This window comes from Leptospira kobayashii, from assembly GCF_003114835.2.
In the GTDB taxonomy this organism is placed as follows: domain Bacteria; phylum Spirochaetota; class Leptospiria; order Leptospirales; family Leptospiraceae; genus Leptospira_A; species Leptospira_A kobayashii.
The window spans coordinates 3214280-3227375 of record NZ_AP025028.1 but is presented as its reverse complement, the minus strand read 5'-3'; the positions used below and the strand labels follow the sequence as shown (position 1 = coordinate 3227375).

The following is a 13096-nucleotide window of genomic DNA, read 5'->3' as shown; positions in this document are numbered from 1 at the left end:
ATAAAGTAAATTTCTTACTTCGTAAAGTGAAAATAAAGTCTAGCTTGTGTTTATTTTTGGGTGGAAATTTATTTCTCTGTCATCTAACCGAAATTATATTTTCGAGCTTCGAAACCGCACCCGTTTTTTTTTCCGCAGAACAGTCAATTTCCCGATATGGAATCTATATCTTTCCTGAAAACGGGTTTTACCAGGATTTGTACGGGGAAAATCTCCCGAAAACTTATGTCACTTGACCAAAATGCATCGATTTGAGAGGGTGAAGTAGGGTTATGTTCTACAATTATTCATTACTTATCCTCTTAGTTTTGGGAAGCTTCGCGTTTTACCCTTCCGGGCTGCAGAGTCAGGGCAAAAGAAACCAGGGTTGGTCCGTAAACTCCGGTGGAGGAGCTCTGATGATTCAGGGAAACGAAGTCATTTCCTCCAGAGACGGATTTCGTTTTAAATCTCCGCAAAATCTGAACACCAGCCAGGAGATTGACTATTATCTGGCGTTAGGCGAATTCTATTTGAAAAGAAAAGACAAAGTGGGAATTGCAAATATCCTTTATGATCTCAGAACCAAAAAAGGAGAATATTCTTTTGCAGACGCACTCCTTACTTCTTTATGGAAACAAGCGCAAGGTGAAGATACTCAAGCGATTAAGGTTCTGGACACATACATTCAAAAAGAACCGAATACCTATTTTAGAAATTTAGCAAAAAATATGCATGCCAATCTTTTCCAGGGAGGAGAAGACGAAAAAAAATCCATGCTTAAGATGGATTGTCTGAAATCGAAACCGTACTACGCACTTTGCCGGGTCTTTCGATTGCAATATTATATCGACTTGCCGAATGGAAAAGAAAAGGACATGCACAAGCAATACGTAAATATAATGCGTGTAGCATCTCCCTTTTTTGAAGACCCATTGCTTGAATGGATTCCTCTTTTGGATCGAATCGACGAAGATCTTCCCGCCAAACTCGCGTTCCTTGGCTTGATTCGCGAAGCTTTTTATTTCCAAAACATGATTATGGATTTCGAGAGGATTGCTGACGGAGAGGTGAGTGAAAATTCGATCGAAAGGCTTTCTTTCTTCCAAACATTGGGAGGGGATTATGCACTTGCGGAAGAATCATTATTACAATATCTGCAAATTACCAAAAGTAAAAAAACTTCTTATACCAATCGAATCTATTTGAAACTGGGAGTGCTTGCTTTCCTTCAGAAAGATTATAAAAAATCGGTAGAGTATTATTTGAAGTTGGATTTGTCGAATTGGTCTTCCAATATCCTACATCCGGTTTTGAACGAGCCGATTACGATTACGGGAGCCAAGGATTTGATTGCTGTCAGTGTGTGGAAGGCACAAAATGCGGATAATGCGATTCGTGCCCTTCAGAAAATCCAAGACCCGGAAAAACTGAATGAAGACGATATTTGGCCGAAGCTTAGATTGGCGCAGATCATAATGGATCAGAATCCGGAGATTGCTTCCCAGATTGCGGATGAAATCATTTATATGGCTGCGGGAAAGGGATGGCGTCGTTTGGAATACGCCGCAACCATGCTGCAAGGTTACAATCAGATATACAGAAAGGAATTTCGCAAGTCCACAATCGAATTTACCAAGAGCAGAGGAATTCTTGACACTGAGAATTCGTTTTTTTCTACCGAGTTCATCCGCAATTTCGGATTCGTTTTCGCTCACACCGCTTCCGGAAAAAGAGGTCCACTAACAGCTCATATACGGGAAGGAATTTCCGATTACAAAAATTCCGCTGTTTATGAGGATTTGTTTTTGATTAGGAACTACAGACCGGTGTCCTTTTCTACGGATCAATTTTGGGATTATTCCGTTCAGTTTTTAAAAGACGAGTCGGACGGTTGGGGACTTTTGGAATCTCTCTACAATTACGAACTCATTAAAAGAAAGTTAAATGAAAAAGGAAAACCGCAGTCTCTTTTTCAGATTCAGTTTCTGGAATCCCAATTCAAATATCTTTCCGGTTTCCATACACAAAGAGAATCTAAATTTTTCGACTCCACGTATGTGGAGAGTAGGCAAACCGAATCCATGATACTTGCAAAACAGGAAGAAGAGTCTCCCGCGAAAGCTTTGGAAACATCTAAAAATCCTTCTATCATTGTTTTGCCTTATAAGGATTCCATTTTCTTGTTTTTTTACAATCCGAAAGAATCAAAGAAAAACGCTCTCACTTGGAAGGAGATAAGAACCTCCCGCTTTGATTCCTTGGAAGTCACCGAGTCCGTTAAGGATTTTTATTATCTTACTAAGGAATCGGAACGCCATCAGATTTATTTCAACGAACCTGGATTAGTTGCATCTCGCGTTTTGAAAAAAGATTTCAAAGATAAGGATTTTTTTCTTTTTTATTCCATGATACCGAATTCGGACACGGCAAAATCTTTATCGGTTGTTAGTTGGAATTGTCCTTTCCCGAATCCGATGAACGGATTGAAAACGGTTGAAACTTCCTACTTTGAAGGGTCCAGAATTTTAAAGGAAAAAGAAAGGGCGCATCTATGGGATTTTGAGGCACAGTCTAAAAACTCTTCGTTTCGGGATTTGGCCTGGGCTTGCAAAAACGGGGTCGGAAATTTCGAAGAGGTGAGTTTGAATCGTCTTTCCAGAAGGATTGATTACCGAACCGTTCCTCGTGCGATCATTTATTCGGATAAAGTGCTTACCAGGTCTTTGCAGGATTCTTATTCATTGCATTTGTCCTGGCTTCAGTTTTGGTTTAGATCCGGGGTAAAATCGGTATTTTATAAACCGAAATGGTCTTATTCCGACCTGCCGAGTGCCGCTTTCCTTCTGGACCCGACTTTCTTTCGGGAAGAAGGGGTAGTTATCTCGCAAACACCTCATTGAATGGGAAAAACACAATGGGACATAATTCCAAAATTTGGTTCTTTTTTTCGAAAAATATAGGCTGACAGTGTATGAGTAATTCCAATACTTATCAGTTATTCATCTCTCCTTAGGAGGAAGAGTTACACATCCGCGATGGACCCCGATAGTATTTTTATTTTGCCGCTCATTTTGCCATTCTTTCTCAGTTTTGAACTGTCATCCTTCCGACCTTTGCCTTTCCACACTCATCAAAGAAAAGAGTTCTTATGGAACTGATAGGCATTTTTCTTATCTTTCTTCTGGTCTTTATCAACGGGTTTTTCGTAGCCTCCGAGTTTGCTATGGTATCCTTGCGCCCTTCCCGTTTGGAGGAGTTGGTCAAAGAAAATCGTTCCATGGCGCTTTTGACAAAAAAAGCGATTGGAAAAATCGACGATATGCTTTCCGTTTGCCAAGTGGGTATAACGGTTGCTAGTTTACTTCTCGGTTGGATCGGAGAAGAATATTTTGCAAGGATAGTAGGCGGGATCTTTAGTCTGTTTACCATTCCTGCGGAACCGGTTACGATTCATAGTATCTCCATCGGAGTGGCTTTTACTCTGATCACTCTCTTTCACGTGATTTTGGGAGAGCTTGTTCCCAAAACCATTGCGATTCAAAATACCGAAGCTGTCGCTTTGGGTGTTTCCGGACCAATGTGGTTGTTCTATTATTTGTTTTTTCCAGTAACATTCGTGATGAACCGTCTTGCAGGAGGAGTTCTTACTATTTTTCGCCTCCAGCGAACAGGCGATAAATACGTCCACTCTCCCGAAGAGTTGATGATCATCATTGAAGAGCAAAGGAAAAGCGGGCGAATCGACAATGAAGAGATGCGCCTCATCCAAAAGACTTTCGATTTTTCGGAACATACTGCGAAAGATGTAATGACTCATCGTCTGTCCATTGTAGGTATCTCGCAGGATTCGACGATTGATAAGATTCTTCCTTTGATCGCCGAACATAGTTTTTCCAGATATCCGATTTACGACGGAACGTTGGACAAGATAACTGGTGTTATACATGTTCAAAAATATCTCAAATGGCAGGCCGATCATGCCACAAGCAAAGGCAAAAAAGAAAAGATAACAGCGATTATGGAAAGGGATTTTGCCGTTGTTCCCGAATCCATGTCGATCGAAAGAGTGATGTCCAAACTCCGAGAAAAAAAGCAACATATGGCGATCGTAATCGACGAATACGGCGGAGTTGCCGGACTTTTGACATTGGAAGATATCATTGAAGAATTTTTCGGTGAGATCCGGGATGAAACGGATACTGATGAGAAAGACACTCCCGCAGTTACTAAAAAATCAAAACCGATCCTGATCGACGGAGAAACGGAAATCGACAGCCTCACCGGAATTCTGGAAGGGGAAGAGCCTGCGGATATGGAAGAAGTCAGAACCATCGCAGGATACTTTTTGGAAAAAAACGAAGACATGCCCAAAGAAGGAAGTTCCGTTCGAATCAAAAAAGGAATTCTAAAGGTGAAAAAAATGGAGGGAAACAAAATCGTATCCATTTTATTTACACCTAAGGGAGATTTTGCGGACGAATCGGATTCCGAATCGGAGAAGGAACTGGCAGGCGAGGACAGGTAATTTTGAGTTCAAAAGAAATTGTAATCGCTGTTTCCGGTTCCATCGCCGCTTATAAGGCATGTGAACTCGTGCGTAATCTCACCAAAAAAGGATTTCCCGTTCGGGTGATCATGACGGAAAATGCGACACATTTTGTGGGAAAGATCACCTTTGAAGCGTTAACTGGTAAACCGGTGAGAATCAACGAGTTCGATACCGGGATGGCTCATATTGAAATTAAAAATATTGCGTCCGTATTTGCAGTGGTTCCCGCTTCCGCAAATACAATCGGCAAAATGGCAAACGGAATCGCTGACGATTTGGTAACTTCCACTTATCTTGCGGCGACTTGCCCGATACTTGTTGCTCCTTCTATGAATCCCGGAATGTATCTTCATAAAGCCGTTCAGAGAAATTTGTCCCTTCTGGAAAAAGACGGCGTTCATATCGTTTCACCTGACAGAGGAATTGTGGTCTGTGGGGACGAGGGTTATGGGAAATTGGCAACCGTTGAATCCATTGAAGAAAAAATCATAGAGCTTCATTCTAAAATATAAATTAATTTTTCACACCTTCTCCTTTTATGAATTCCAAATACAAAAAAATCATCGTCACATCCGGCCCGACCAGAGAGTGGATTGATCCGGTCCGTTATATCTCGAATGCCTCTTCCGGAAAAATGGGCTTCCATATTGCAAAAGCCTTCATTTCACATAATATTGATGTGGTGTATATTCATGGAAATACATTGGAAAAGTATGCTTATGTGGATCGCGCAAAGAAAATCATTTCGGTCGAAACTACGATTCAATTAAGAGACGCGGTGCTTGAGGAAATGGAAGAGGACACTCTTCTCGTTATGGCGGCCGCTCCTGCCGATTTTCGTCCGATCATGACCGCAGAACATAAGATAAAGAAAGACAATAGGGAAGGTGCCAAAAAAGGATTGCTTCTGGAACTGGAGGAAAATCCCGATATCTTGCAACAAGTGTCCGCCTTTGTGAAAGAGAAGGGTTGGAAAAACGCAGTTCGCATCGGGTTTGCCGCAGAAACAAGAGATCTTGAAAAATACGCCAAAGAAAAATTGGAAAAAAAAGGAATCGACTGGATCATAGGAAACTATGTCAGCCAAACGGAAGGATTTGGTGAAAAAGACTCATCTGTTCGCATATACAACCGTTCCGGGGTAGTGAAGGAAATCGGACCTTCATCAAAAGAAACAATCGCAAAAGAATTGGTTCAGTTCCTAATGTCCCTGTGATCCTTTTCCAAATGCGAATGCAAAATAACCTGCAAGCACGATCAGTCCGAAGCTGATTATATAATTCCATTTTATTTTTTCCCCGAGTACGAATGTCGCAAAACAAATAAATACGACGATGGTTATGATCTCCTGTAGGATTTTCAATTGAAAACCTTCCAGTCTGTATTGAGTGTAACCGATTCTGTTTGCAGGGACCATCAGCATATATTCGAAAAAAGCGATTCCCCAGGAAAATAGGATCACATAAAATACTCCGTTGGACTTAGCATACTTTAGGTGGCCGTACCAGGCGAATGTCATAAAAATATTCGATAAAAATAAGAGTAGAACCGTAATCATATAAAGGTCATTTCATTCTATTTATAAATTTCATCCAGTAATTTTGGTAAAATTTCCCCCGATTTCCCTTGTAATGAATAATCGACCAAATCGGATAATGAAGTCCTTTCCGGATTGATTTCTATGCTGAGAGCACCATTGCGGATTCCTTCCTTTGCCATGCTTGCCGGAACGGAGACATTGGCACTCGTTCCGATGATCAATATCAAATCGGAAGAAGAAGTTGTTTCAAAGCAGGATTCGAGTAAACCTGATTCGTAAGTTTCGCCAAACCAAAGTATATGCGGTCTAAGTTTGGAATGGCAAATGGAACAGGAATCTTCCCTTTGTTTTTTCGGATCGATGTCTGTTAGATTTCCACAGCCAAGACATCTTGCAGTGAATATATTTCCATGGATTTGATATAAATTCCTAGACCCGGCCCGGGAGTGCAATCCGTCCACATTCTGAGTAATCAGGGTAAAATGGGGGACGAGATTCTCCCATTTTGCAAGTGTTAAATGCCCCGGGTTCGGTGAAGCTTCCGCACAAATCCCTCTTCTCCAGTCGTACCATTCCCAAACCAGATCGGGATTTTTGGCAAATGCTTCCGGTGTTGCCAAGTCTTCCGCTCTGTAATTTTTCCACAATCCGCCTTCTCCTCGGAATGTAGGGATCCCGCTTTCGCTCGAAATACCTGCGCCTGTGATGGCAGAGATTTTTTTTGCATTTTTCATGCGTATAAGATCGTTTTCGGAAAAAGGAAAAGAATCCATATCTGAAGAGAAGAATTTATCACTATAGGCAAAAAGAAATCGGAAAAAAAACTTCATCCGGGAATTTAGTAAACTATGTACGATCATTGGAAACAAATCGAAGAGGAAATGAAATCGATTCGCGCGAAGAACCTTTACAGGCAATGTAAGGTAACTGATGGAATTGATTTTTGCTCCAATGACTACTTGGGATTATCCAAAAATAGGGATATTGTCCATGCCTTTAAAGAGGCTCTGGATACGGATACTGTCGGCTCTACGGCAGCTCGTTTGGTGCGTGGTCATAGGCAAACGATGGAAGATTGGGAAAATGAATTTTCTTCCTTTGTGCATTCCGGAGCAAGTCTAACAGTCGCAAACGGCTTTATTGCAAACTTCGGATTGATCGATACGATTGCGGATTCTCGCACTATTATTTTTACGGATCGTTTGAATCATGCATCCATTTTGGATGGGATTCGCATCTCCGGCGCCATCAAAAAATATTACAACCATTTGGACTTGGATCATCTGGAAGAACAATTGATAAAAGCTGCTTCTTCGGAAGATTCCAAATCAAAAAAAAAGATCATTGTATCGGAATCTCTTTTCAGTATGGATGGGGACAAACCAAACTTACAAAGGTTAGTTTTTCTGAAGAAAAAATACAATGCGATTCTGATTTTAGATGAAGCACATTCGTTCGGGATTTTCGGTAAGGGCGGCCGGGGAATGGCATTCGCTGATTTGAATCAGGAAGAAATCGAATCCATTGATTATCGAATCTATACCTTGGGGAAATCTTTGGGTTTGGAAGGCGGGATCATTGCTACTACGAAACTCGGCCGGGAACATCTCGTGAATCGTATGAGATCTTTTATATTCAGCACCGCTTCGTTGCCGGCTATTTACACGGCTGCTTTGAAATCTTTGAGTATATTGCGCGATATGGACGAGGAAAGGATTCATTTGCTTCATATAGCAGATATTTTGCGAAGAAATCTTTTAGAGAACGGATTCAGTATTTCTCCTTCCGTCTCGCATATTGTTCCGATCTTAATGGAATCCGAGGAACAGGCATTATGCTATTCCGAGGAATTGAAGAAAAAGGGGTTGGATGTTCGTGCAATCCGCCCTCCTACCGTGCCTACGCCTAGACTGAGGGTGAGTTTAAATGCCACCATTCGGGAGGAGGACATTCAAAATTTAGTAAGCAGTTTGATTCAGATTCGGGCAGGCAAAAAGGCGAATGTTTAGGGAAAATTTTTCTAGAATTTGAAGTTGCGGTCGCCAGATCTTTGATTGTATGTTAGGTGGTAGACGGCAGCCCACGAGCCACACCCCCCAACCCTAAACAGGGTGGGGGAGAAAGGATCATAATGTGACATAACCCAGTTTCACCCGCGAATCCGGATTTCCTACCCCTCTGAATTCTCCCAATTCTTTATCTTTCGATTGATTTCATCGGTGGTTAAATCTGCCTTCCCGGAAGGCGTTTCTTTCTTTAGATTGGGCTTGAATTTAGTGAAATACAGATAAATCAAACCAAGTCCCAGAACACCTAATCCGAATAATGTGAAATTGATCCAAGTGCTATCGGGAGTCGCTAGAATCTTCGGGCCGAATCCATAGACAAGGGAATCCACCATGCCTTGGTTTCCGCTTTCCACAAAATGTTTTACCACGGAGTCAGTCAGAATTCCTTCTCCAAATCCGTTTTGCATTTTATTTACGATTTCGTCGGAACTCATTCCTTCCCGAATTCGGTTTTCAATAAAGGATTTTAAGTAGCTTGACGCAGAACACATGTTAAACGAACAAGCTTGGATAGGAAGACTTGGCAGACAAATACATCGGATCCGTTCCGTAGCTTCGTGAAAGGATTTGATTTGGGCGGGATCTTTGAGGTTAGTAGTGGTTTTTTGTGCCATTAAACCGGAAGGGGACAAGCTCAAAAAAACGAATAGGAACAACGTGATAAAAGCTTTATAAACTCCGGAAAGTTTGCGAAAGGGATAGAAGCGGAAATCCTGCGAAGCAGATTGGAGCGGATAGCCCGACCCCCGTAAGGGGGATTCGCCCAAACTAACAAGTATAAGTTTGTTCATCTATGTTACCGTTTCCTTTTTTGCGGGTTTTCTTTCTCCTATGGGTAGCAGAAGAAAAATTCCGGTAAGGAAATAAAGTAGAGATCCGATCCAAATCAATTTGACAAGAGGGTTGATCCAAATTTCCAGATTGGCAACGATCTCTTTCGGGAATTGAAGATAGAGCGCGAGTTTTTCATTTTGAGTGGAGCCCGTGAAATAATAATTCATAAACATAAGAGGCAGATCCGGGTTTTCGGAACTCATATCCGCTTTTTCAATAGCACCCAATTGGATGTAAAAATCTTCCTTGGGAAGAGAAAGAATCGCGGGTTCGCTTGTCGGGATATGTGTTTCGAAATCTCCTGTTAGGTGAGAGATCTGGGGATAAAACCTTCTTTCCGTAACAAGATCGGCTTCCTTCGTCGTGCCTCGATAAATACTGAATGTTCCTTCTTGCGATACGATTACATTTTGAATGTTCGGTTTATCGTCGTTATCGGAAACCATGACGGGTTTGATTTTTAAAGTGGAAGCTTCGATTTGATAACCGGAGATTACGCTTTTGTCGATGGAAGTATAAACCACTTCCGGAGAAGTAGGAGGGGAGAGTTGGTAATAAAATTTGACGGAAGTGTTCTGTTTAAATGCATTTCCCGCATAACCGATAAAAATGAGAACCAGCGCGAAATGAACCAGGTAACCGCCATACCGGCGTTTGTTTTTAATCAGAAGGTTGAATGCGCTGGAGAAGTAGGATTCTTCCGGGTTTTGTTCTTTACGGGCTTTGATCCCTCGGTAGTATTCCTGAAAAATTCCTGCAATTGTAAAGATCCCTATTCCGACGGTCAAAACGGAATAAACTTCACTCAAAAGATCTCCGTATTCCGAATCTCCCCGTGTGAAGTTTTGTGAGTAGAATAGAATGTAAAGGCCTGCACCTAACAGTCCTACCAGGAACGGTTTGAACAAAGTCGCCAAAAATACCGAACCTGCCCCTTTCCTCCAAGCGAGTAAGGGAGCCGAACCCATAAGGAGTAATAGAAAAATCCCCGCAGGAACGCCCCAAGAATTGAACCAAGGAGCTTTGAATTCTTTTCCATAGAGAAGTGGAGAAAACACTCCTAGTAGAATGGCTGCCGTGGAAAGAACGAGTAAAAAGTTATTCAGTAGGAAACTACCTTCTTTCGAAGTGATTGCTTCCAGATTTCTTTCCGGTTCCAGGTCTTTTCTTCTGTAGAGAACGAAGCCCGTAAAAAAGACAAAACTTGCAATAATATAACAAATGAAAGGTGTTCCGATTGTGGATTTCGAAAAACTATGAGGTCCTTCCAAAACACCCGAACGGGTGATCCAAGTACCGAGCAAACTGAAATGAAATGCCAGGATCACCAGAATCATATTCCAAAACTTAAGCATGCCTCTTCTTTCCTGAATCACTACGGAATGAACGAAGGCACTTGTCAAAAGCCAAGGCATAAGAGATGCGTTTTCTACCGGGTCCCAGGCCCAATAACCACCCCAACCTAACTCTTCATAGGCCCACTTTGATCCTAAAAGAATTCCGGTTCCCAAAAAAAACCAGGAGAACAAAGTCCATTTGCGAATGAACTTCATCCAATCTTCCGAAAGCTGGCCTGATACGAGAGCAGACATGGCGATCGCAAAAGGGATCGAAATACTCACATAACCGATGTAAAGTATGGGAGGGTGAATGATCATCGCCCAATGTTGCAAAAGAGGATTGAGTCCTCTTCCTGCGGCGGCTTCCGGTTGGAATTCGCGGAAAGGTTGCGCATCGGCGTAAAATACAGCTAAGAAAGAAAAGAATCCAGAAAGAACGGCGAGTATCAGATTCATCACGGGAATTCTATCTTGGATGGATTTTCTGGTTTGCCATAACACGATAAAGGTGAATACGTTCAGGATCAGGTTCCAAAACAAAAGCGATCCGGAAGATCCCGACCAGATGGCGGTCATTTTATAGAATAACGGAAGGTGTTCGCTGGAATGCATCACCACATAATAATTGCTATAGTCGGACCTTACGAGCTGCGTTAATAATACGAGAAAGGTAAGGATGATGATGGCCGGATTTGTCATCAGGGCCAAACGGCCGAGTTCCGTGGCTTTGCGGTCTTTTTTATAAATTCCGTAAGCGGTTTGAATCAGTGAAAAGAATAAAATAGCGAGGGAAGATGCAAGAAGAATGGTTCCTAGATTGTTCATTTTTCTTCCGCATAACCTGCTTCATATTTGGAAGCACATTTTGCTTCCACATGAGTTGCAACTAACACTCCTTTATCGAGTTTCCCATCGACTCTTGCCCGCGCACCTTCTTTGAATGCATCCGGTAGTAGGGTCGCACCCGTAAAATAAACCGGAACCGTTAAGTCATTCAGTTCCAATGTGAATTTTGCCTTTTTGCCTTCCCGGATAAGGCTCCCGGCTTTTACAAACCCGCGTACCCGCAGATTTTGGTCATGGTAGTGAGCTTGGTTTGCCGCAAGTTCGGACGCATCCAAAAGGAGAAAAGAAGTCTCCTTGGAGGAGAAAAAAGCGATACCGGAAAGGGAGAGGCCGATGAGGACAAGGAGTGTGATAAATTTTTTATTCATAACCGATTCATTAGACTCACTTGGTAAGTCTTCTTTCAGGCTCACAGAAACTAAGGATTGAGTCAAGTCGAACGAACCCTTATTTTTCAGGAAAGGACTCGGGTTCTTGGCAAAAAGGCGAACTTTTAGGGAGAATTTTTCTGGAATTCGAAGTTGTGGTCGCCAGAATTTCGATTTTGTGTTAGGTGGTGGACGGCAGCCCACGAGCCACACCCCCAATCCCCTTCTTCGCGCCAATAGAAGCGAAGAAGTATTCGAAGAATCATCAGCGAAGCTGATCTCAGGGCGGGGGATTTCAAGATCGCCCCTTTATTATGTCCCATCTCTCTACAGATACCCTTTCAGCTCATAAATGAGGACTCCCACCCATTCTTTGATAGCAAGTGTGGATAATTCCAAATAACCGGGAGAAGGGACCCATAAATCGAAAGCATTCGAATCCGTGGAAAAGGAGCGGTAATCTGTCGGGTAAGAATAGAAAACAATTCCCTGTTTGGTAAAACAACCAGCAGCCCTCCGGAAATGAAAAGCCGAGGTCACAAGGATGATATCTTTAAATCCGTGCGCATTCAGAATTTTCGCTGATTCCACTGCATTTTCGTAAGTGTTTTTGGACTCTCGTTCCAAAAGAATATCTTCTTTGGGAACACCCAAATCCAATAGAATCTTGTTTGCTAAGTCCGCTTCTCTGTATTTGTCAGCAAAGAGTAAACCCGATCCGCCGGTGAATAGAATTTTTTTTGCCTTCTTCGCTTTGTAAATTCGCACAGCATCTAACAAACGATCGGCGGAATCGGTGAGTTCGGGTCTTTCTTTTACGGAAGAAATCGTTTGGATCATTCCTCCTAAAACTATAACTACATCGGATTTTGGCAAAGACTCGATTGCCACAGGAAGATATGGTTTTTCCAAAGAGCGGATCAAATGGTTCGCTAGGAAAGAAGTGGAAAATATCCCTAAGAAACAAATCAACAAAAAGAAGCCGATCTTTTGTCGAAACCCTTTCAAAACAAAGAGAAATAGAAAAGAGAAAATGAAAAACAAGGGAAGCGGATAAAGGAAGATCGCAAGGATTTTAGAAAAAAGAAAGAAAAAGGAATTCATGGAAAGAAAGTTTTCTCTTTTTTAGAGATGACAAGAAGAATTAAGAGGAGGATTTCTTTGGCGTTCAGGAGTCTTTAGATGATTTCAGCTCCCCAGTATTTGGAAGGGTGAGGGTAACGAACGGTAACACCCAAAAAATTTTTGGAGAATTTCCAATCTCTGGCAGCTTGTCTACGCGCAACCATCGAAGTTTTGGGAATGTTCGCAGGGGCTTCCAATAAGGTTTTATTGATCTCCACCCATTCCTGCAAAGCTTCCGGGCGGGTGGATTTTAAGTCGGAAATGAGGACTCTTAATTCAATTTCCGCGTCTTCTCTTTTGTCACGCAAACGTACCGTATCATCCGAATTGGTTCCCATAAAGTGTTCGCTTCCTTCGGTGGAATCCACACAGTATCTCCAATTAGCATAGGCATTCAATAATTGTTGTGTTTCAATATATTGACAATTTGACATATTCTTCCC

12 protein-coding genes are annotated in these 13096 nt (G+C 42.1%); 5 read left to right on the top strand and 7 right to left on the bottom strand.

The features are described from left to right. Positions 1–272 precede the first annotated feature (272 nt). The 4 genes from DI077_RS14435 to DI077_RS14420 all read left to right on the top strand — a co-directional run bounded on the left by DI077_RS14435 (position 273) and on the right by DI077_RS14420 (position 5747). Positions 273–2882: a tetratricopeptide repeat protein gene (locus DI077_RS14435; RefSeq protein ID WP_109020552.1), complete on the top strand. Its 2610-nt coding sequence runs from the start codon at positions 273–275 to the stop codon at positions 2880–2882. Positions 2883–3130: 248 nt separating this feature from the next. After that, complete coding sequence (locus tag DI077_RS14430; protein ID WP_109020551.1) at positions 3131–4507, top strand: hemolysin family protein; 1377 nt, start codon at positions 3131–3133, stop codon at positions 4505–4507. A 2-nt stretch (positions 4508–4509) separates the two neighbouring features. Beyond that, a complete protein-coding gene (locus DI077_RS14425; protein ID WP_109020550.1) occupies positions 4510–5043 on the top strand; it encodes a phosphopantothenoylcysteine decarboxylase in 534 nt (177 codons plus the stop codon). Between the two features lie 26 nt (positions 5044–5069). After that, positions 5070–5747, top strand: a complete 678-nt coding sequence (locus DI077_RS14420; protein WP_109020549.1) for a phosphopantothenoylcysteine decarboxylase domain-containing protein — start codon at positions 5070–5072, stop codon at positions 5745–5747. On the opposite strand, the gene DI077_RS14415 is transcribed toward DI077_RS14420, so the two are convergent. Continuing rightward, on the bottom strand, positions 5733–6089 hold the full coding sequence (locus DI077_RS14415; RefSeq protein ID WP_109020548.1) for a DMT family protein: 357 nt from the start codon (positions 6087–6089) through the stop codon (positions 5733–5735). The genes DI077_RS14420 and DI077_RS14415 overlap by 15 nt on opposite strands. Positions 6090–6106: 17 nt before the next feature. Then, a complete protein-coding gene (locus DI077_RS14410) occupies positions 6107–6805 on the bottom strand; it encodes an SIR2 family NAD-dependent protein deacylase (protein ID WP_174705638.1) in 699 nt (232 codons plus the stop codon). A 114-nt stretch (positions 6806–6919) separates the two neighbouring features. Between DI077_RS14410 and DI077_RS14405 the strand changes: the two genes are divergently transcribed. After that, a complete protein-coding gene (locus tag DI077_RS14405; RefSeq protein WP_109020547.1) occupies positions 6920–8080 on the top strand; it encodes an aminotransferase class I/II-fold pyridoxal phosphate-dependent enzyme in 1161 nt (386 codons plus the stop codon). Positions 8081–8241: 161 nt separating this feature from the next. Here the strand turns inward: DI077_RS14405 and DI077_RS14400 are convergent, their stop codons facing one another. The 5 genes from DI077_RS14400 to DI077_RS14380 form a co-directional block, all read right to left on the bottom strand. After that, positions 8242–8754 (bottom strand): cytochrome c-type biogenesis protein CcmH, encoded by a 513-nt coding sequence (locus DI077_RS14400; protein WP_242935445.1) that lies wholly within the window; start codon positions 8752–8754, stop codon positions 8242–8244. Between the two features lie 177 nt (positions 8755–8931). After that, positions 8932–11139, bottom strand: a complete 2208-nt coding sequence (locus tag DI077_RS14395; RefSeq protein WP_109020545.1) for a heme lyase CcmF/NrfE family subunit — start codon at positions 11137–11139, stop codon at positions 8932–8934. After that, on the bottom strand, positions 11136–11528 hold the full coding sequence (locus tag DI077_RS14390; protein WP_109020544.1) for a cytochrome c maturation protein CcmE domain-containing protein: 393 nt from the start codon (positions 11526–11528) through the stop codon (positions 11136–11138). The genes DI077_RS14395 and DI077_RS14390 overlap by 4 nt, the downstream gene beginning before the upstream one ends. 327 nt (positions 11529–11855) lie before the next feature. Beyond that, complete coding sequence (locus DI077_RS14385; RefSeq protein WP_109020543.1) at positions 11856–12632, bottom strand: YdcF family protein; 777 nt, start codon at positions 12630–12632, stop codon at positions 11856–11858. Between the two features lie 74 nt (positions 12633–12706). Continuing rightward, positions 12707–13087: a hypothetical protein gene (locus tag DI077_RS14380; RefSeq protein WP_109020542.1), complete on the bottom strand. Its 381-nt coding sequence runs from the start codon at positions 13085–13087 to the stop codon at positions 12707–12709. Between the last annotated feature and the right edge of the window lie 9 nt (positions 13088–13096).

Bases quoted from the DNA above. Each gene is read 5' to 3' on its own strand.
- DI077_RS14435 (WP_109020552.1), top strand. From the start codon at position 273: ATGTTCTACAATTATTCATTACTTATCCTCTTAGTTTTGGGAAGCTTC.
- DI077_RS14430 (WP_109020551.1), top strand. From the start codon at position 3,131: ATGGAACTGATAGGCATTTTTCTTATCTTTCTTCTGGTCTTTATCAAC.
- DI077_RS14420 (WP_109020549.1), top strand. From the start codon at position 5,070: ATGAATTCCAAATACAAAAAAATCATCGTCACATCCGGCCCGACCAGA.
- DI077_RS14415 (WP_109020548.1), bottom strand. From the start codon at position 6,089: ATGATTACGGTTCTACTCTTATTTTTATCGAATATTTTTATGACATTC.
- DI077_RS14410 (WP_174705638.1), bottom strand. From the start codon at position 6,805: ATGAAAAATGCAAAAAAAATCTCTGCCATCACAGGCGCAGGTATTTCG.
- DI077_RS14405 (WP_109020547.1), top strand. From the start codon at position 6,920: ATGTACGATCATTGGAAACAAATCGAAGAGGAAATGAAATCGATTCGC.
- DI077_RS14400 (WP_242935445.1), bottom strand. From the start codon at position 8,754: ATGGCACAAAAAACCACTACTAACCTCAAAGATCCCGCCCAAATCAAA.
- DI077_RS14395 (WP_109020545.1), bottom strand. From the start codon at position 11,139: ATGAACAATCTAGGAACCATTCTTCTTGCATCTTCCCTCGCTATTTTA.
- DI077_RS14390 (WP_109020544.1), bottom strand. From the start codon at position 11,528: ATGAATAAAAAATTTATCACACTCCTTGTCCTCATCGGCCTCTCCCTT.
- DI077_RS14385 (WP_109020543.1), bottom strand. From the start codon at position 12,632: ATGAATTCCTTTTTCTTTCTTTTTTCTAAAATCCTTGCGATCTTCCTT.
- DI077_RS14380 (WP_109020542.1), bottom strand. From the start codon at position 13,087: ATGTCAAATTGTCAATATATTGAAACACAACAATTATTGAATGCCTAT.